Origin of the sequence: Pseudonocardia humida (assembly GCF_023898865.1) — a bacterium.
Taxonomy (GTDB): domain Bacteria; phylum Actinomycetota; class Actinomycetes; order Mycobacteriales; family Pseudonocardiaceae; genus Pseudonocardia; species Pseudonocardia humida.
Map to the genome: position 1 here is coordinate 19,268 of NZ_JAGSOV010000059.1, position 19,536 is coordinate 38,803.

General features: G+C 75.0%; 16 protein-coding genes and 1 pseudogene. 15 read left to right on the forward strand and 2 right to left on the reverse strand.

Features of this window, described 5'->3' with window-relative positions; genetic code table 11:
• Positions 1-18 precede the first annotated feature (18 nt).
• On the reverse strand, positions 19-306 hold the full coding sequence (locus KDL28_RS27440) for a DUF6458 family protein (protein ID WP_252443091.1): 288 nt from the start codon (positions 304-306) through the stop codon (positions 19-21).
• 94 nt (positions 307-400) lie between these two features.
• On the opposite strand from KDL28_RS27440, the gene KDL28_RS27445 reads away from it, so the two are divergent.
• The 3 genes from KDL28_RS27445 (at position 401) to nusB (ending at position 2,663) form a co-directional block, all read left to right on the forward strand.
• Entirely contained in the window at positions 401-1,486 is a 1,086-nt protein-coding gene (locus KDL28_RS27445; protein ID WP_252443093.1) for a M24 family metallopeptidase, read from the forward strand.
• Between the two features lie 191 nt (positions 1,487-1,677).
• On the forward strand, positions 1,678-2,241 hold the full coding sequence (gene efp, locus KDL28_RS27450) for an elongation factor P (protein ID WP_252443095.1): 564 nt from the start codon (positions 1,678-1,680) through the stop codon (positions 2,239-2,241).
• A 2-nt stretch (positions 2,242-2,243) separates the two neighbouring features.
• Complete coding sequence (gene nusB, locus KDL28_RS27455; protein ID WP_252443238.1) at positions 2,244-2,663, forward strand: transcription antitermination factor NusB; 420 nt, start codon at positions 2,244-2,246, stop codon at positions 2,661-2,663.
• Between the two features lie 121 nt (positions 2,664-2,784).
• On the opposite strand, the gene bldD is transcribed toward nusB, so the two are convergent.
• Entirely contained in the window at positions 2,785-3,267 is a 483-nt protein-coding gene (bldD, locus tag KDL28_RS27460; protein WP_214405888.1) for a transcriptional regulator BldD, read from the reverse strand.
• Between the two features lie 771 nt (positions 3,268-4,038).
• Here bldD and pyrR point away from each other — a divergent pair.
• From pyrR to KDL28_RS27520, 12 genes and pseudogenes are all read left to right on the forward strand, one after another.
• Positions 4,039-4,647, forward strand: coding sequence for a bifunctional pyr operon transcriptional regulator/uracil phosphoribosyltransferase PyrR (gene pyrR / locus KDL28_RS27465; RefSeq protein WP_308216071.1), 609 nt, complete (start codon positions 4,039-4,041; stop codon positions 4,645-4,647).
• Positions 4,644-5,588, forward strand: a complete 945-nt coding sequence (locus tag KDL28_RS27470; protein WP_252443097.1) for an aspartate carbamoyltransferase catalytic subunit — start codon at positions 4,644-4,646, stop codon at positions 5,586-5,588. Before pyrR ends, KDL28_RS27470 begins: the two co-directional genes overlap by 4 nt.
• A 32-nt stretch (positions 5,589-5,620) precedes the next feature.
• Positions 5,621-6,973, forward strand: coding sequence for a dihydroorotase (locus KDL28_RS27475; protein ID WP_372497086.1), 1,353 nt, complete (start codon positions 5,621-5,623; stop codon positions 6,971-6,973).
• Positions 6,970-8,076 (forward strand): annotated as a pseudogene (carA, locus tag KDL28_RS27480) (glutamine-hydrolyzing carbamoyl-phosphate synthase small subunit); the annotation flags it as partial. The gene KDL28_RS27475 and the pseudogene carA, both read left to right, overlap by 4 nt.
• A 584-nt stretch (positions 8,077-8,660) precedes the next feature.
• Positions 8,661-11,975 carry a carbamoyl-phosphate synthase large subunit gene (gene carB, locus KDL28_RS27485; protein ID WP_252443100.1) on the forward strand — a complete coding sequence of 1,105 codons (3,315 nt, stop codon included), beginning with the start codon at positions 8,661-8,663 and terminating at the stop codon, positions 11,973-11,975.
• Positions 11,972-12,823 carry an orotidine-5'-phosphate decarboxylase gene (gene pyrF, locus KDL28_RS27490; protein WP_252443102.1) on the forward strand — a complete coding sequence of 284 codons (852 nt, stop codon included), beginning with the start codon at positions 11,972-11,974 and terminating at the stop codon, positions 12,821-12,823. The genes carB and pyrF overlap by 4 nt, the downstream gene beginning before the upstream one ends.
• 443 nt (positions 12,824-13,266) lie before the next feature.
• Positions 13,267-13,581, forward strand: a complete 315-nt coding sequence (gene mihF, locus KDL28_RS27495; RefSeq protein WP_142101581.1) for an integration host factor, actinobacterial type — start codon at positions 13,267-13,269, stop codon at positions 13,579-13,581.
• A gap of 13 nt (positions 13,582-13,594) precedes the next feature.
• Complete coding sequence (gene gmk, locus KDL28_RS27500) at positions 13,595-14,218, forward strand: guanylate kinase (protein WP_252443104.1); 624 nt, start codon at positions 13,595-13,597, stop codon at positions 14,216-14,218.
• Positions 14,219-14,220: 2 nt separating this feature from the next.
• Positions 14,221-14,496 (forward strand): DNA-directed RNA polymerase subunit omega, encoded by a 276-nt coding sequence (gene rpoZ, locus KDL28_RS27505; protein WP_252443244.1) that lies wholly within the window; start codon positions 14,221-14,223, stop codon positions 14,494-14,496.
• A gap of 40 nt (positions 14,497-14,536) precedes the next feature.
• On the forward strand, positions 14,537-15,772 hold the full coding sequence (gene coaBC, locus KDL28_RS27510; protein ID WP_252443106.1) for a bifunctional phosphopantothenoylcysteine decarboxylase/phosphopantothenate--cysteine ligase CoaBC: 1,236 nt from the start codon (positions 14,537-14,539) through the stop codon (positions 15,770-15,772).
• A 187-nt stretch (positions 15,773-15,959) separates the two neighbouring features.
• Positions 15,960-17,159, forward strand: coding sequence for a methionine adenosyltransferase (metK, locus tag KDL28_RS27515; RefSeq protein WP_308216072.1), 1,200 nt, complete (start codon positions 15,960-15,962; stop codon positions 17,157-17,159).
• A gap of 102 nt (positions 17,160-17,261) precedes the next feature.
• Positions 17,262-19,352, forward strand: a complete 2,091-nt coding sequence (locus tag KDL28_RS27520) for a primosomal protein N' (RefSeq protein WP_252443108.1) — start codon at positions 17,262-17,264, stop codon at positions 19,350-19,352.
• Positions 19,353-19,536 lie beyond the last annotated feature (184 nt).

Below are 19,536 nucleotides of genomic sequence, written 5' to 3' on the forward strand. Positions count from 1 at the left end.
GCGGTCAGGTCAGCCAGGTCAGTACTGCTCGCGGCGCTCGACGCGCTGCTGCGGGTACTCCTCGCGCACGACCGGCTGCTCGTGCAGGGTGGGCTCGCGCACCACCCGCTGCTCGCGGACCACCGGCTGCTCCACCGCGGGCCGGCTGCGCCGCATGAGCGACAGGCTCACCACCAGCCCGACCACACCGACGGCGGCGAGGATCCAGCCCACCAGGGCCAGGTCGACGCCGCTGATGATGTCGTCGACGGCCAGCGCGAGGACCAAACCCACCGCGATCAGGCCGATGCTCGATCCGATTCTCATGGGCACGATTACCCGGACCCGGCCGGTCGAACACATGCGGCGACCGCGACGGCGGGAAGGCGCCCGGGACGGTGCGGGGACGTACGGTGGGGAGATGTTCGCGAGCCGCCGCGCGGCGCTGCGCCGGGCCATGGAACCGGAGGGCGTGGACGCCCTGCTGGTCACCGACCTGGTGAACGTCCGCTACCTGACCGGCTTCACCGGCTCCAACGCCGCGTTGCTGGTGCACGCGGAAGGCGAGGCAGGCAGCCGGTTCTGCACCGACGGGCGCTACCGCGAGCAGTCCGCCGTCGAGGTGCCCGACCTGGCGCGCCTGGAGGACCGGGCCTGCGCGCTGCGGCTGGCCGCCGACGCGGGCGGCGGCGGTGTCGACCGGCTGGGCTTCGAGTCCGACGCGGTGACGGTCGACGCCCACTCGGCCCTCGTCGACGCCGCGGGCCCGGCGCGCCTGCACCGCGCGCCCGGTCTGGTGCAGCGGCTGCGCGCGGTCAAGGACGACTCCGAGATCGCCGCGCTGCGCGCCGCCTGCGCCGCCGCCGACGCCGCGCTGGCCGATCTCGTCGCCGCGGGCGGCCTCGCGCCGGGGCGCACCGAGGTCGAGGTCGCGCTCGACCTGGAGAACCGCATGCGCGGGCACGGCGCGCAGGGCCCCTCGTTCGACACGATCGTGGCCACCGGGGCGAACTCGGCCGTGCCCCACCACCGCCCGACCGCGGCCGTGCTGGCCGCGGGCGACCTGCTCAAGCTCGACTTCGGCGCGCTGGTCGAGGGCTACCACTCCGACATGACGCGCACCTTCGTGCTCGGTCGGGCCGCCGACTGGCAGCGCGAGCTGTACGCGCTGGTGGCGCGGGCCCAGGCCGCGGGCACGGCCGCGCTCGCTCCGGGCGCTGCCGTGTCCGCCGTGGACGAGGCGGCCCGGTCGGTCGTGCGCGACGCGGGCCGGGGCGAGCAGTTCCTGCACGGCCTGGGCCACGGCGTCGGACTGCAGATCCACGAGGCGCCCGCGCTCGCCGCGTCCGGCGCGGGCACCCTGGCCGCCGGCATGACCGTCACGGTCGAGCCGGGGGTCTACCTGGCCGGGCGCGGCGGGGTGCGGATCGAGGACACCCTGGTCGTCGCCGACGGCGCCGCCGCCGACCTGCTCACCCTGACCACCAAGGAGCTCGTCGAGGTCTGAGGCGCCCCCGGGTGGGCCGTCGGCCCCGGGCGGCGCGGGTCGCGGACGCCGAGGCGGTACCCTGGGGCACGGACGAGCGCGCCGCAGCGGCGCCGCTCACGAGCACACCCGGCGCCCACCGAGCCACCGGCATCCCGACCGCCGGACGCCGGCCCACCCGCGCCCCGCACAGACCCAGGAGACACCCGCACGTGGCCACCACGAACGACCTGAAGAACGGCTTGGTGCTGAACCTGGACGGCCAGCTGTGGTCGGTCACCGCGTTCCAGCACGTCAAGCCGGGCAAGGGCGGCGCATTCGTGCGCACCACCCTGAAGAACGTGATGACCGGGAAGGTCGTCGACAAGACCTTCAACGCCGGCACCAAGGTCGACACCGCGGTCGTCGACCGCCGCGACATGACCTACCTCTACCGCGACGGCTCCGACTTCGTCTTCATGGACGGCGACACCTACGACCAGATCCCGATCCCGGAGGCCACGGTCGGCTCCGCGGCCGACTACCTCCTGGAGAACCAGGTCGCGATGGTGGCGCTGCACGAGGGCGTGCCGCTGTACGTGGAGCTGCCGGCCTCGGTGGAGCTGCTGGTCTCGCACACCGACCCCGGCCTGCAGGGCGACCGGTCCACCGGTGGCACCAAGCCCGCCACCCTGGAGACGGGCGCCGAGGTCCAGGTGCCGCTGTTCCTGAGCACCGGCGAGAAGATCAAGGTCGACACGCGCGACGGCCGCTACCTGGGCCGCGTCTCCAACTGATGATCAGAGCTCGGACGAAGGCCCGGAAACGGGCGCTCGACATCCTCTTCGAGTCCGAGGCCCGCGGCGACGACCCGCTGGTCGTGCTCGACCAGCGGCGCTCCACCGACGACGCCCCACCGGTGTCGGACTACGCGGCGATGCTGGTGCGCGGGGTGGTCGAGTACCGGGAGCGGATCGACCAGCTGCTCGCCGAGCACGCCGAGGGCTGGACCGTGGCCCGCATGCCCGCGGTCGACCGGACCCTGCTGAGGATCGGCGTGTTCGAGCTGCTGTGGGTCGACGAGATCGACGACCCGGTGGCCATCACCGAGGCGGTGGAGCTGGCCCGGTCGCTGTCCACGGACGACAGCCCGCGCTTCCTCAACGGCGTGCTCGGCCGGATCTCCGACATCGCCGAGCACCTGCGGGCCACCCGCTGACGGTCCCGGGCCGGTCCGGGCCGTCGTGCGCCCGGGTGTCCGATTCCACCGATCGTCCACGATCGGGACCCATCCTTCGGGTCAGGCCGGTCCGCGTCTCCCGCGGACCGGCCCTGCCGGCTCAGCCCGCCGGCCGGGCCTCGGGGGGCAGCACGCCCCAGTTGATCAGCTGGTCGGTCAGCTCGCCGGGCGTCATGTCGTAGATGATCGACAGCGACCGCAGGTCCTCGGCGCGGATGCTGAGCACCTTGCCGTTGTAGTCGCCGCGCTGGCTCTGGATGGCCGCGGCGTACCGGGCGAGCGGGCCCACCTTGTCCGCAGGTAGCTGCTGCAGGCGCTCCAGGTTGATCACGATCTTGGTGGCCGGCTCGGATCCGGACGGGACGCGGCCCTCGGGCAGCAGCTCGGCCACCGGGACGCCGTAGAAGTCGGCCAGCTCGGCGAGCTTCTGCACGGTGACCGCGCGATCGCCGCGCTCGTAGGAGCCCACGACGACCGCCTTCCAGCGGCCGCCCGACTTCTGCTCGACGCCGTGCAGCGACAAGCCCTGCTGCTGCCGGATGGCGCGGAGCTTTCCGCCGAGCGCCTTGGCGTAGTCGCCCATGTGGCGATCTCCTCACTTACGTCCTGTCGGTCGAGGACCGACCTCATGCGTCGCTACTTCGGTACTGCGGTGTGCCCCGGGGCGGTGCCGTCTTCGCCGACCGCACCGGTCGGTTCTCGTGGTGGGGTCGTGCTCAGGGGGGATGGTCGGGGGGTCTTGGTCGGGCGTCCAGTCGGGCGTCCAGGTCGATTCGTACTGGTTCGTACAACTTCGTACAGCATCTGTACTACATCGGTGCGATCTGGCCGCCGCATCGGTACTGCAATGCCACTTCCGTGGATCCACCGCTCCGGTCGGACCGGTGGCCGAACGGGCCGGTCGTGCGGAGGAGTTCGGCGGTGCCCGGGCCGGCCCTGTGGACCGCTCCCGACGCCGTTCTCCCCGCATCGTCGCCGGCCCGGAACTGGGGTCGATTTCGATACGGAGAGTAATCTTGCGCTTGCTCTGCCCATCGGTCAAGTCACCCCCGTACCTAGATCACTCGAACGGCTGATCGACACTGTCCGGTCAGGCGTTACGTCGTGCAGGTGAGGGCCTTGCGATCGATGATGGTATGCGCGGTGAGGCACCTGGGGTACGAGTGGGGGGCGCCGAAGTTCGACGCGGTGTGACATCCGCGATGGATGGCGGTCGGGTGCGGGGGGCTCGCTGATAGCGTCGCGCCGTCGGCGTGTCGCGCCCGCTGCGGAGGCGGGCACCCGCGCCGGGCCGATCTCGGTCGGTGATGATTCCTTTAAGGGCCCGTCCGGTGAGGCGGGGAAGGAGTGACTCGTGGCGGACGACCGCCGCGGGGACGTGACCGGCGCGAGCCCTCCCTCCCGGGAGCTGCTCAGCGCGGCCGACGTGTCCCGCACCATCGCGCGCATGGCGCACCAGATCATCGAGAAGACCGCGGGGGCGCGCGACGTCGTGCTGATCGGGGTGCCCACCCGCGGGTCCGTGCTGGCCGCCCGCCTGGCCGCGGCCATCGGGGACTTCGGGGGGTCGGCGCCCGCGGTGGGCTCGGTCGACCCCACCCTCTACCGCGACGACCTGCGCCGCCGTCCGGCCCGCCCGCTGGCCGGCACCACGCTGCCCGACGTCGGGCTGGACGACGCGCTGGTCGTGCTGGTCGACGACGTGCTGATGTCGGGCCGGACGGTGCGCGCCGCCCTCGACGCGCTCGGCGACCACGGCCGCCCGCGGGCGGTGCAGCTCGCCGTGCTGGTCGACCGCGGGCACCGCGAGCTGCCCATCCGCGCCGACTACGTGGGCAAGAACGTGCCCAGCGCGCGCGACGAGCAGGTGCTGGTGCTGCTGGCCGAGGCCGACGGCCGCGACGGCGTGCTGCTGCGCCGCGGTGCGGGCGCGCCCCGGCCCGAGCAGGGCGGTGCCGGGTGAAGCACCTCCTGTCGGTCACCGACCTGGACGCCGCCGCGGCGACCGGCCTGCTGGACACCTCCGACCGGCTCAAGCAGGCGCTGCTGGGCCGCGAGGTCCGCAAGCTGCCCACGCTGCGCGGCCGCACGGTGATCACGATGTTCTACGAGAACTCCACCCGCACCCGGGTGTCGTTCGAGATCGCCGGCAAGTGGATGAGCGCGGACACCGTGAACGTGAGCGCCTCGGGCTCGTCGGTGTCGAAGGGCGAGTCGCTGCGCGACACCGCGCTGACCCTCTCGGCGATGGGCGCCGACTGCGTCGTGGTGCGCCACCCGGCCTCCGGGGCGGCGCACCGGCTGGCCGCGTGGATCGACCGCGACGCCGCGGCCACCGGCACCCACACCGCGATCGTCAACGCCGGCGACGGCACCCACGAGCACCCCACCCAGGCCCTGCTGGACGCGGCCACCCTGCGCGAGCGGCTGGGCTCGATCGCCGGTCGGCGGATCGGCATCGTCGGCGACGTGCTGCACAGCCGCGTGGCCCGGTCGAACGTGTTCCTGCTGGCCACGCTGGGCGCCGAGGTCGTGCTGGTGGCCCCGCCGACGCTGCTGCCGGTGGGGGTGCAGCAGTGGCCGTGCCGGGTCGGCCCCGACCTGGACGCCGAGCTGCCCGGGCTGGACGCGGTGATGATGCTGCGGGTGCAGGCCGAGCGGATGCACGGCACGTTCTTCCCGTCCGCACGGGAGTACGCCATCGGCTACGGCCTGTCGACCGCGCGGGCCGCGCTGCTGCCCGAGCACGCCGTGGTGCTGCACCCGGGCCCGATGGTGCGCGGCATGGAGATCGCGCCCGCGGTCGCCGACGGGCCCCGCTCGGCGGTGCTGGCGCAGGTGTCCAACGGGGTGCACATCCGGATGGCCGTGCTCTACCACCTGCTGGCCGGAGCCCCCCAGTGAGCCGCCCCGCGATCGACCCCCAGAAGGAGCACGTGAACGCACCGGTGGACGACCTGCTGATCGTCGGCGCGCGCCCGTACGGCGAGGACCCGGTGGACCTGCTGGTCCGCGGCGGCGTCGTGGCCGAGATGGGCGCCGGTCTCGCCGAGCGCCACGACCGCGACGGCGGGCCGGGGGGCGGCCCGCGCCGGCTGGAGGCCGACGGGCTGGTGCTGCTGCCCGGCTTCGTCGACCTGCACACCCACCTGCGCGAGCCGGGGGGCGAGGAGTCCGAGACCATCGAGACCGGCTCGGCCGCCGCCGCGCTGGGCGGCTACACCGCCGTCTTCGCGATGCCGAACACCGACCCGGTCGCCGACTCGGCCGTCGTCGTCGAGTACGTGCGCCGTCGCGGCGAGGAGGTCGGCCTGGTCGACGTGCACCCGGTCGGCGCGGTCACCGTCGGCCTGGAGGGCGCGAAGCTGGCCGAGCTGGGCACCATGGCCCGCTCCGCGGCCCGGGTGCGGCTGTTCAGCGACGACGGCCGCTGCGTGAACGACCCGCTGGTCATGCGCCGGGCGCTGGAGTACGCCTCGGCGCTGGGCGTGGTGATCGCCCAGCACGCCGAGGACCACCGGCTCACCGCGGGCGCGCAGGCGCACGACGGCGTCGTCGCCTCCCGGCTGGGGCTGGCCGGCTGGCCGGCCACCGCCGAGGAGACGGTGGTGGCCCGCGACTGCGCGCTGGCCCGCGAGGCCGGCGCCGCGCTGCACGTGTGCCACGTCTCGTCGGCGCGCACCCTGGCCGTGCTGCGCGCGGCCAAGGCCGACGGGGTGCGGGTGAGCGCCGAGGTCACCCCGCACCACCTGCTGCTCACCGACGCCGCGCTGACCGCCTACGACCCGGTGCACAAGGTCAACCCGCCGCTGCGCACCGCGGAGGACACCGCGGCGCTGCGCGCGGCGCTGGTCGACGGCACGATCGACGTCGTCGCGACCGACCACGCGCCGCACGCCGCCCAGTACAAGGACACCGAGTGGGCCGCGGCCCGGCCGGGGATGCTGGGCCTGCAGACGGCGCTGTCGATCGTGGTGCACGCGCTGGTCGAGCCGGGCCTGCTGGACTGGCGGGGCGTGGCCCGGGTGCTCTCCGAGCGCCCGGCGGCCATCGGCGGGCTGCCCGACCACGGCAGGCCCATCGCGGTCGGGGAACCGGCCACCTTCGCGCTGGTCGACCCGGACGGGGTCTGGACGGTGCGCGGGGCAACGCTGGCGAGCCGGTCGGCGAACACTCCATACGAGGGCATGCGGCTGCCGGCGACGGTGGCCGCGACCGTGCTGCGCGGCCGCATCACCGCGCGGGACGGCAGGGTGGCCCACCACGACGACGGACGGGGGACCCCATGAGCGGCACGACCGCCCTTCTGGTGCTCGAGGACGGGCGGATCTTCCGCGGCGAGGTGTTCGGGGCCGCGGGGACGGGCCTGGGGGAGGCGGTCTTCGCCACCGGGATGTCCGGCTACCAGGAGACCCTCACCGACCCCTCGTACCACCGCCAGATCGTGGTGCAGACCGCGCCGCAGATCGGCAACACCGGCTGGAACGACGAGGACGACGAGTCCGCGCGGATCCAGGTGGCCGGCTACGTGGTGCGCGACCCGTCGCGGATCGCGTCGAACTGGCGCTCGCGCCGCTCCCTCGGCGACGCGCTGCGCGAGCAGGGCGTCGTCGGGGTGGCCGGGATCGACACCCGCGCGCTGGTGCGCCACCTGCGCGAGCGCGGGGCCATGCGGGCCGGTGTCTTCTCCGGCGACGCGCTGGCCGCGGACGACGAGCTCGTCGAGCGTGTGCGCGACTCCCCGCAGATGGCCGGCTCCGACCTGTACGGCGCGGTGACCACCCGGGAGCCGTACGTCGTACAGGCCACCGTGGCCAAGCGGTTCACCGTGGCCGCGATCGACGTCGGCATCAAGTCGAACACCCCGCGGATGCTGGCCGCGCGCGGGATCGAGACCCACGTGCTGCCCGCGGACACGACGATCGAGCAGATCGAGGAGCTCGGCGTGGACGGCGTGTTCCTGTCCAACGGGCCGGGCGACCCGGCCACCGCCGACGGCCCGGTGGCGCTGACCCGGCAGGTGCTGGAGCGGCGCATCCCGCTGTTCGGGATCTGCTTCGGCAACCAGATCCTCGGGCGCGCACTGGGCCGGGGGACGTACAAGATGCGCTACGGGCACCGGGGCATCAACATCCCGGTCATCGAGCACGAGACCGGGCGGGTGGCCATCACCTCGCAGAACCACGGCTTCGCGGTCGTCGGGGAGGCCGGGGAGCGGTTCGACACCCCGTTCGGTCCCGCCGTCATCACCCACACCTGCTCCAACGACGGCACCGTGGAAGGCATGCGGGCGCTGGAGGTGCCCGCGTTCAGCGTGCAGTACCACCCGGAGGCGGCGGCCGGGCCGCACGACGCCGCCGACCTGTTCGACCGCTTCGTGGACCTGATGGGCGAGGCGACCGGGCGCGGCCGCCACCGGCTGTACGACCCGCCGCCCGGCGTCGCCCCGCCCGCGGAGCCCGCCCCGGAGCCCGAGCAGTCGGTCGTCGAGCCCGCCGTCGCGCCGGACGTCGAGTCGCCCGTCGTGCCCGTCGCGCCGGGCACCGCGCCGGCCGTCGAGCCCGACGTCGCCGACGCCCCGTGGGTCGAGCCCCTGGCGCCGCGGGTCCCCGGGCCCGCCGCGGCCCCGGTGCCCGAGGTCGTCGCGCCGCCGGTGCCCGAGCCCGGCGCGCCGGTGCCCGACGCCGTGGACCAGCCGCCGATGCCCGCGGACCCCGCCTCTCTCGCCGCGCCGCTCCCAGCGCCCATGCAAGCGCCCATGCAAGCGCCCATTCCCGCGCCCCTTCCGGCGCCCCTGTCCGACGAACCCACCCGGCCCATCCCGCTGGACACGGTGCGGCTCGCCGCGCAGAACGCCACCCCCGACCCGGCCGTCGGCGACGACGCCCCCTCGGACGGCGACTGGTTCGCCACCAGGTCCGAGGACGACCCGCCGGAGGGCGAACGCCCCGGCCCGACGGACGGGGGGCCGCGCTGATGCCGCGCCGCCAGGACATCCAGCACGTCATGGTGATCGGCTCCGGGCCGATCGTCATCGGCCAGGCCAGCGAGTTCGACTACTCGGGCACCCAGGCCTGCCGGGTGCTGCGGGCCGAGGGGATCCGGGTCTCCCTGGTCAACTCCAACCCCGCCACGATCATGACCGACCCGGAGTTCGCCGACGCGACCTACATCGAGCCGATCACCCCGGAGTTCGTCGAGCAGATCATCGCCGCCGAGCGCCCGGACGCCATCCTGGCCACCCTGGGCGGCCAGACGGCGCTGAACGTCGCCGTCGCGCTGCACGAGAACGGGGTGCTGGAGCGCTACGGCGTCGAGCTGATCGGCGCCGACATCGAGGCCATCCAGCGCGGCGAGGACCGGCTCAAGTTCAAGGAGATCGTCCAGTCGGTGGGCGGGGACGTGCCGCGCAGCGCCGTCTGCCACTCGATGGACGAGGTCCGCGCGGCGGCCGAGCAGCTGGGCCTGCCCGTGGTCATCCGGCCCTCGTTCACGATGGGTGGCCTGGGGTCGGGGATGGCCTTCGACCAGACCGACCTCGACCGGCTGGCCGGCGCGGGCCTGGCCGCCTCCCCGGTGCACGAGGTGCTCATCGAGGAGTCCGTGCTCGGCTGGAAGGAGTACGAGCTCGAGCTGATGCGCGACCGCAAGGACAACGTGGTCGTCGTCTGCTCGATCGAGAACCTCGACCCGATGGGCGTGCACACCGGCGACTCGATCACCGTGGCGCCGGCCATGACCCTGACCGACCGCGAGTACCAGCACATGCGCGACGTCGGCATCGCCGTGCTGCGCGCGGTGGGGGTGGACACCGGCGGTTGCAACATCCAGTTCGCGGTGCACCCCGACACCGGACGGCTGGTCGTCATCGAGATGAACCCGCGCGTCTCGCGCTCGAGCGCGCTGGCCTCCAAGGCCACCGGCTTCCCGATCGCCAAGATCGCCGCGCGGCTGGCCGTGGGCTACACCCTCGACGAGATCCGCAACGACATCACCGGCGAGACCCCGGCGGCCTTCGAGCCGACCCTGGACTACGTCGTGGTGAAGGTGCCGCGGTTCGCGTTCGAGAAGTTCCCCGGCGCCGACCCCGAGCTGACCACGACCATGAAGAGCGTCGGCGAGGCGATGGCGCTGGGCCGGTCGTTCCAGGAGGCGCTGAACAAGGCCCTGCGCTCGATGGAGACCACCGCGGCGGGGTTCTGGACGCTGCCCGACCCCGACGACCCGTCCTGGACCGCCGAGCCTGCGCTGCGCACCCCCACCGAGGGGCGCATCTACGCCGTCGAGGGGGCCCTGCGGGGCGGGGCCACGGTCGACGAGGTGGCCGTCGCCTCGGGGATCGACCCGTGGTTCCTCGACCAGATCTCCCAGCTGACCGAGCTGCGCGCGGAGGTCCTCGACGCCCCGGTGCTGGACGCGGCGCTGCTGCGCCGGGCCAAGCGGGCCGGGCTGTCCGACCGCCAGCTCGCCGCGCTGCGCCCCGAGCTCGCCGGCGAGGACGGGGTGCGCTCGCTGCGCCACCGGCTGGGCGTGCGCCCGGTCTACAAGACGGTGGACACGTGCGCGGCCGAGTTCGCGGCGCGCACGCCGTACCACTACAGCGCCTACGAGTCCGACCCCGACGCCGAGTCGGAGGTCGAGCCGCAGACCACGCGCCCGAAGGTGCTCATCCTGGGCTCGGGCCCGAACCGGATCGGGCAGGGCATCGAGTTCGACTACTCGTGCGTGCACGCGGTGATGGCGCTGCGCGAGGCCGGGTTCGAGACCGTCATGGTCAACTGCAACCCGGAGACCGTGTCCACCGACTACGACACCGCCGACCGGCTCTACTTCGAGCCGCTGACCTTCGAGGACGTCCTGGAGGTCGTGCACTCCGAGCAGCAGTCGGGCACCGTCGCCGGGGTGATCGTGCAGCTGGGCGGGCAGACCCCGCTCGGGCTGGCCCAGCGGCTCACCGCGGCCGGGGTGCCGCTGGTGGGCACCAGCGCCGCGGCGATCGACCTGGCCGAGCACCGCGGCGAGTTCGGCGAGGTGCTGCGCGCGGCGGGGCTGCCGGCGCCGGCGTTCGGCACCGCGGTGTCCTTCGAACAGGCCCGCGGGATCGCCGAGCGGATCGGCTACCCGGTGCTCGTGCGGCCGTCGTACGTGCTCGGCGGGCGCGGCATGGAGATCGTGTACGACGAGGCGACGCTGGCCGCGTACATCGCCCGCTCGACGACGATCAGCGCGGACCGCCCGGTCCTGGTCGACCGGTTCCTCGACGACGCCGTGGAGATCGACGTCGACGCCCTCTGCGACGGCGACGAGGTCTTCCTCGGCGGCGTGATGGAGCACATCGAGGAGGCCGGGGTGCACTCCGGCGACTCCTCGTGCACGCTGCCGCCGATCACCCTTGGCCGCGGCGTGCTGGAGGTCATCCGGCGCTCCACCGAGGCCATCGCCCACGGGATCGGGGTGGTCGGGCTGCTCAACGTCCAGTACGCGCTGCACGGCGAGACCCTGTACGTGCTGGAGGCCAACCCGCGCGCGTCGCGCACGGTGCCGTTCGTGTCCAAGGCGACGGCCGTGCCGCTGGCCAAGGCCGCGGCCCGGGTGATGCTCGGGGCCTCGATCGGCGACCTGCGCGCCGAGGGCCTGCTGCCCGCCGACGGCGACGGCGGCGACCTCCCGCCGGACGCGCCGATCGCGGTGAAGGAGGCGGTGCTGCCGTTCAACCGGTTCCGCACCCGCGAGGGCAAGGGCGTCGACCCGCTGCTCGGCCCGGAGATGAAGTCCACCGGCGAGGTGATGGGCTTCGACGCCTCCTTCGGCGCGGCCTTCGCCAAGTCGCAGGCCGGCGCCTACGGCTCGCTGCCCACCACCGGGCGGGTGTTCGTGTCGATGGCCGACCGCGACAAGCGGGCGATCATGTTCCCGGTGCTGCGCCTGGCCGACCTGGGCTTCGAGCTGCTGGCCACCGAGGGCACCGCGGACGTGCTGCGCCGCCACGGGCTGGCGGTCACCGTGGTGCGCAAGTACAGCGAGGGCGTCCGCGACGGCGGCGAGACGATCGTCGACCGGATCCTGGCCGGCGGCGTGGACATGATCATCAACACCCCGTACGGCAACTCCGGGCCGCGGATCGACGGCTACGAGATCCGCGCCGCCGCGGTGTCGCGGGGCGTCCCGTGCATCACCACCGTGCAGGGCGCCTCCGCGGCGGTGCAGGGCATCGAGGCGCTGGCCGCGGGCCGCATCGGGGTGCGCTCCCTGCAGGACGCCCACGCCGCGCTGCGCAAGGCGCGCTCGTGAGCGCAGGGAAGCCCACCACGGCGGCCGCGGCGGACTTCGGGACGCGGTTGGTCGCCGCGGTGGCCGCGCACGGCCCGCTGTGCGCGGGCATCGACCCGCACCCCTCGCTGCTGGCCGAGTGGGGGCTGACCGACGACCCCGACGGGCTCGACCGCTTCGTCGCGGCCTGCGTCGAGGCGCTGGCCGGGCACGTGGCGGTGGTCAAGCCGCAGTCGGCGTTCTTCGAGCGGCACGGCTCGCGGGGGATCGCGGTGCTGGAGCGGCTGCTGGCCGGCTTCGCCGGGTCGGGCACGCTGACCCTGCTGGACGTGAAGCGCGGCGACATCGGCTCGACCATGGACGGCTACGCCGACGCCTACCTGGCCGTGGGTGCCCCGTTGGGCGCCGACGCGGTCACGCTGTCGCCCTACCTCGGCTTCGGCTCCCTGGAGCCGGCGCTGGCCGCGGCGGCCGACGCGGGGCGCGGGGTGTTCGTGCTGGCGCGCACGTCCAACCCGGAGGGCGGTGAGGTCCAGCGGGCCGCGGTCGCGGGGCGCAGCGTCGCCCAGGGCGTGGTGGACGCCGCGGCCGAGCGCAACGCCGGGGCCGACCCGCTCGGCGCGGTCGGCGTCGTGATCGGCGCGACCCACGACCACGGGCTCGACCTCTCCCGGCTGCACGGGCCCGTGCTGGCGCCGGGCGTCGGCGCGCAGGGCGCGGGCCCGGCCGAGATCGCCGCGCGGTTCTGCGGCCTGGACGGGCTGGTCATCCCGGCGGCGGCGCGCTCCGTGCTGGCCGCGGGCCCCGACCCGGCCGCCGTGCGGGCGGCCGCGCACGCCCTGCGCGACGACCTGGCCACCACGGTCTGACCGGGCGCCCGGCGCCGCGGGTGAGGCGCAACTCACCGCAGGTGAGCGTCGGATCGCCGACGCGGCCGTCCGCTCGACGACCGCCGAGTCGGCGCGTCGGTGTCGCGGTGGCGCCATCGGCGGTCCCGGCGGGCACCGGCGGAGCCGCGCCGCGGCCGCGGGGAGATCGACTTTTCGTCCGTTCTGCCGGTTTCCGCCGGGCGCGTCGTGCCCGGAGCGGTCCCCGCCGTGCGCTGAGCGGGCGGTTCGAACGACCTGCCGAAGTGGATGGCGTGGTATTTCACACTCGCGAGTGCACCCCGCGGACGTTCCCACTGGTTGCACCCCCGTTCACGTCCCCGAACGGGGCGTGAGTACGTTCGATGAAGCCGAGCGGCTGGTCCGCGAGGTGATATGACGCGCCCTGGATCTCAGGCCGCACGAACCGAAAGACGGAGGAGACCGTGGCCCTTCCCCAGCTGACTGAGGAACAGCGTGCTGCCGCATTGGAGAAGGCGGCTGCGGCGCGCCGTGCCCGGGCCGAGCTGAAGGACAGGCTCAAGCGCGGCGGCACCACGATCGGTGAGGTCCTCAAGCAGTCCGACACCGACGAGGTGCTGGGCAAGATGAAGGTGTCGGCGCTGCTGGAGGCGATGCCCGGGGTCGGCAAGGTCCGCGCCGCGCAGATCATGGAGCGGCTCGAGATCGCCCCGTCCCGTCGCCTGCGCGGGCTGGGCGACCGGCAGCGCAAGGCGCTGCTGGCCGACTTCGAGTCCTGAGAGCGCAACCGTGGTGAACGGCGTCGGTAGGGGTCGGCTGGTCGTGCTGGCCGGCCCCTCCGGCGTCGGTAAGTCCAGCATCGTCGCCGAGCTGCGCTCCCGCCTCCCGGAACTGTTCTTCAGCGTCTCGGCGACCACGCGCGACCCCCGTCGCGGCGAAGTCGATGGCCGCGATTACCACTTCGTCGGCCCCGACGGGTTCGACCGCCTCATCGAGCAGGGCGCCCTGCTGGAGTGGGCCGAGATCCACGGCGGCCTGCAGCGCTCCGGCACCCCGCGCGAGCCGGTGGAGCGGGCGCTGGCCGAGGGCCGTCCGGTGCTCGTGGAGGTCGACCTCAACGGGGCCCGGGCCATCCGGGAGACCGTGCCCGAGGCGGTCACGGTCTTCGTCGAACCGCCGTCCGTCGCCGAGCTCGAGCGTCGCCTGCGCGGGCGCGGCACCGAGTCCGAGGAGCAGTACCGGCGTCGGCTGCGCACGGCCACCGAGGAGCTGGCCGCCCGTGACGAGTTCGACGTGGCGCTGGTGAACGACGACGTGCGGGCGGTCGCCGCGGCGTTGGTAGAGTTGTTGGTCGGACCAGGCGATGCCATTCAGGCGCCGGCCGTCCGCACGTCCTCCCAGGAGTCTTCTTCGTGAGCATGCCGCTGACCGGTCCCGTCGCAGGTGCCGTCCCCGAGGGCATCACCAACCCGCCGATCGACGACCTGCTCGGCCAGGTCAGCTCGAAGTACGCGCTGGTGATCTACGCCGCCAAGCGGGCCCGCCAGATCAACGACTACTACTCCCAGCTCGGCGAGGGCCTGCTGGAGTACGTCGGCCCGCTCGTCGAGCCGGGCCCGCGCGAGAAGCCGCTGTCGATCGCCATGCGCGAGATCCAGGCCGGCCTGCTCGAGCACACCGAGGGCGAGCAGTAACCCCCCGATCGCCGCAGATCCTCCGATCGCGGAGCCCCAGGTGAACGACCCCGACCGCCGGCCGAACGTCCTGCTGGGCGTGGCCGGCGGCATCGCCGCGTACAAGAGCGCCGAACTGCTGCGCCGGTTCACCGAGACGGGCCACTCGGTCCGGGTGCTGCCCACGGCCGCGGCGCTGGAGTTCGTCGGCGCCGCGACCTTCGAGGCGCTGTCGGGCCGACCGGTCGCCACCGGTGTCTTCGCCGACGTCCCGTCGGTGCAGCACGTGCGCCTGGGGCAGCAGGCCGACCTGGTCGTCGTGGCCCCGGCCACCGCCGACCTCATGGCGCGCGCCGCGCACGGGCGCGCCGACGACCTGCTCACCGCCTCGCTGCTGACCGCCCGCTGCCCGGTGCTGTTCGCCCCGGCCATGCACACCGAGATGTGGGAGCACCCGGCCACCCGCGACAACGTGGCCCTGCTGCGCTCGCGCGGGGTCGTGGTGCTGGAGCCGGCGTCGGGCCGGCTGACCGGCAAGGACACCGGCCCGGGGCGGCTGCCCGACCCGGCCGAGATCGCCGAGCTGGCGCGGCTGCTGCTGGAGCGCCCCGACGCGCTGCCCCACGACCTGGCCGGGCGCCGCGTCGTGGTGTCCGCCGGCGGCACCCGCGAGGCCCTCGACCCGGTCCGCTACCTGGGCAACCGCTCGTCCGGTCGGCAGGGCTACGCGCTGGCCCGGGTCGCCGCCCAGCGCGGCGCGCGGGTCACGCTCGTGGCCGCGCACACGGCCGACCTGGGTGACCCGGCGTCGGTCGAGGTGGTCCGGGTCGGGTCGGCGCTGCAGCTGCGGGACGCCATGCGCGACGCCGTGCGGGGCGCCGACGCCGTGGTGATGGCGGCCGCGGTGGCCGACTTCCGGCCCGTGGCGCACGCCGCCAACAAGATCAAGAAGGGCGCGGCCGACCCGCCGCCGCTGGCCCTGACGACCAACCCCGACATCCTCGTCGAGCTGGTCGGCGCCCGCGAGCCCGGGCAGGTGGTGGTGGGGTTCGCCGCCGAGACCGGCGACGAGTCCGGCGACCCGCTGCACCACGGGCGGGCCAAGCTCGACCGCAAGGGCTGCGACCTGCTCGTGGTCAACGCCGTGGGCGACGGGCGGGCCTTCGAGGTCGCGGACAACGCGGGCTGGCTGCTCGCCGCCGACGGCGGCGAGACCGAGCTGCCCAGCGGCTCCAAGGCGCTGCTGGCCTCGCGCGTCTGGGACGCCGTCGCCGCCCGCCTGCGCCCCCGTGCCTGATCGGCGCGCCGGCAGCGACCGCGGCGACGAGGCCGATCGGGGCAGGGCTCGGCAGGCCCGTCCGGACCACCGGATGGGCTGAGCGCCTCGGGGCATCCCGTGGGACGGGTGATCAGCGCGAGGTCGACTACCCTCGCAGGCGAATCGATCCACGTCAGTGGTCGGAACGAGAGCGGACGGAGACGGCGTGAGCACAGGCCGGCGGTTGTTCACCAGCGAGTCGGTGACCGAAGGTCACCCGGACAAGATGTGCGACGCCATCAGCGACACCATCCTCGACGCGCTGCTGGCCCAGGACCCGCGCAGCCGGGTGGCGGTGGAGACGATGGTCACCACGGGCCAGGTGCACGTCGCCGGCGAGGTCACGACGAGCGCCTACGCCGACATCCCCACCCTGGTGCGCGACAAGGTCCTGGAGATCGGATACGACTCCTCGGCCAAGGGCTTCGACGGCGCCTCCTGCGGGGTCAACGTGGCCATCGGGGCGCAGTCGGCCGACATCGCCCAGGGCGTCGACACGGCCTACGAGAGCCGCGTCGAGTCCAGCGAGGACGAGATCGCCCGCCAGGGCGCCGGCGACCAGGGCCTGATGTTCGGCTACGCGAACACCGACACCCCCGAGCTGCTGCCGCTGCCGATCGCGCTGGCCCACCGGTTGGCCCGGCGGCTGACCGAGGTGCGCAAGTCGGGTGTGCTGCCCTACCTGCGCCCGGACGGCAAGACCCAGGTCACCATCGAGTACGACGGCGACAAGGCGGTCCGGCTGGACACCGTCGTGGTCTCCAGCCAGCACGCCGCCGACATCGACCTGGACGGCCTGCTGGCCCCCGACATCCGCCAGCACGTGGTGGAGCCGGAGACCGGTGCCCTCGGCCTGGACAGCTCCGACGTGCGGCTGCTGGTCAACCCGACCGGCCGGTTCGTCGTCGGCGGCCCGATGGGCGACGCCGGGCTGACCGGTCGCAAGATCATCGTCGACACCTACGGCGGGTTCGCCCGCCACGGCGGCGGCGCGTTCTCCGGCAAGGACCCGTCCAAGGTCGACCGGTCCGCGGCCTACGCGATGCGCTGGGTGGCCAAGAACGCGGTCGCCGCCGGCCTGGCCGAGCGGATCGAGGTGCAGGTCGCCTACGCGATCGGCAAGGCGGCCCCGGTCGGGCTGTTCATCGAGACCTTCGGCACCGAGCACGTCGACCCGGCGCGCATCGAGAGCGCCATCACCGAGGTGTTCGACCTGCGCCCGGCCGCGATCATCCGCGACCTCGACCTGCTGCGCCCGATCTACGCCCAGACCGCGGCCTACGGGCACTTCGGTCGGGTCGACGTCGAGCTGCCCTGGGAGAGCACCGACCGCGCCGACGCGCTGAAGTCGGCCGCCGGCGCTTGAGCGCCCGACCGGGTCCGCGGCCGCGACCGCGGGCCCGGTCGCGTCCGGGGCGACGGCGCCCCGGGGCGCGGGGCTGTCGGGGCCGGGCGCGAAGATGGCGCCATGAGCCCCGGTCCGGTCCCCGCCGCCGCCCGTCGGCGTGCGGTGAACCGGGGGGAGTGGCAGCCCGCCGCCGAGCTGCCGGTCGCGCGGGTCGCGGTCGACGTGCCGCTCGCCCACCTCGACCGGCCCTTCGACTACCGCGTGCCCACCCACCTCGCCGAGGCCGCCGTGCCCGGGGTGCGGGTCCGGGTGCGCTTCGCCGGGCGCATGCTCGACGGCTACCTCCTCGAGCGGGTCGCCGAGTCGGCCCACCGGGGCGCGCTGGCCTGGATCGACAAGGTCGTCTCGGCCGAGCCCGTGCTCACCGCCGAGGTGGCCGCGCTGTGCCGGGCCGTGGCCGACCGCTACTCCGGCGTCATGGCCGACGTGCTGCGCCTGGCGGTGCCGCCGCGGCACGCCAGGGTCGAGGCCGAGCAGCCGCGGGCCCGCGAGGGCGCCGTCCCCACCCGGCCCCCCGCCGCGAGCTGGGCCCGCTACCCCCGCGGCCCGGCCCTGCTCGACGCGCTGGCCGGCGGCCGGGCGGCGCACGCGGTGTGGCAGCCGCTGCCGGGGGAGGACTGGGCGGCCCGGCTGGCCGAGGCCGCCGCGTCCACGCTGTCGGCCGGGCGCGGCGCCCTGCTCGTGGTGCCCGACCAGCGCGACGTCGAGGCCCTGCACGCGGCCTGCGCCGCGCTGGTCGGCGCCGACGCGGTCGTCGCGCTCACCGCGGAGGTCGGCCCGGCCGAGCGCTACCGGCGCTGGCTGGCGGTGCGCCGCGGGCAGGTGCCGCTGGTGGTGGGCACCCGCTCGGCGACGTTCGCGCCGGTGCACCGGCTCGGCCTGCTCGCCGTCTGGGACGACGGCGACGACCTGCACGCCGAGCCCCGCGCGCCCTACCCCCAGGTCCGCGACGTGCTGGTGCTGCGCGCGCACGACGCCGGGGCCGCGCTGCTGGTCGGGGGCTTCGCCCGCACCGCGGAGGCGCACCTGCTGGTGGAGTCGGGCTGGGCCAGCGAGGTCGTGGCCGACCGGGCCGCGGTGCGCGCCGCCATGCCGCGGGTGCTGCCGATGGCCGAGGACGAGGTGCGCGCCCGGCACCCCGACGAGCCCGGCGCCCGGCTGCAGCAGGCGGCGTTCGACGCGGCCCGCGCCGCCCTCGGCGCCGGGCGCCCGGTGCTGGTGCAGGTGCCGCGTGCGGGGTACCTGCCCTGGCTGGCCTGCGGCTCCTGCCGGGAGACCGCCCGCTGCCGGCACTGCGCGGGGCCGCTGGCGCTGGTCGCGGGCCAGGACGCCGACGGCGCGCCCACGGCGGGGCTGCCCCGGTGCCGCTGGTGCGGGCGCACCGAGGCCACCTACCGCTGCGCGGGGTGCGGCTCGCGCCGGCTGCGCGCCGGGGTGATCGGGTCGCGGCGCACCGCGGAGGAGCTGGGGCGCGCCTTCCCCGGGACCACCGTGCGGGCCTCCGGCGGCGGTGCCCCGGTGCTGGCCGAGGTGCCCGCCTCGGCGGCGCTCGTGGTGGCCACGCCGGGCGCCGAGCCCCGCGTCGCGGGCGGCCCGGCGGGCTACGGCGCCGCCCTCCTGCTCGACGGCTGGGCGATGCTGTCCCGACCCGACCTGCGCGTCGCCGAGGAGACCCTGCGCCGCTGGCTGGCCGCCGCGGCCCTGGTCGTGCCGCACGGGGCGGGCGGGCGGGTCGTCGTCGGCGCCGAGGCGGGCCAGCCGGTCGTGCAGGCGCTGCTGCGCTGGGACCCGGTCTGGCACGCCGGCGTCGAGCTGGCCGGGCGCGACGAGGTGGGGTTCCCGCCCGCCGTGCGGATGGCCGCGGTCGAGGGCGGCGCCCGCGCGGTCGCCGAGGTGCTGGCGGCGGTGCCGTCCGACGTCGAGGTGCTGGGGCCGGTCGAGCTCGACGAGCCGACCACCGCCGACGGCGCCGCACCATCGGGCACTCCGCCCCCGGACGACGCGGGCCCCCGCGAGCGGGCCCTGCTGCGCGTCCCGCGCGCGCGCGGCAAGGCGCTCGCCGCGGTCCTGCACGAGGCGCAGGCCGCGCGCAGCACCCGCAAGGCCACCGACCCCGTGCGCGTCCGGCTCGACCCGGTCGAGATCGGCTGATCCCGCCCGCCCCCGGCTCGTCCTCGCAGAGTGGTCGTGGTCCTCGCAAGGGCCACCGCACCTGCGAAGACCGTGCCGCCCCTGCGAGGACGCCCGGCCCGACGGCCCGAGCGCCCCGATCCCGCCGCCGGCCGCGTGGCAGAATCGACGGGTCGCCCGCGGCCCCGTCCCGCCGGCTCACCCG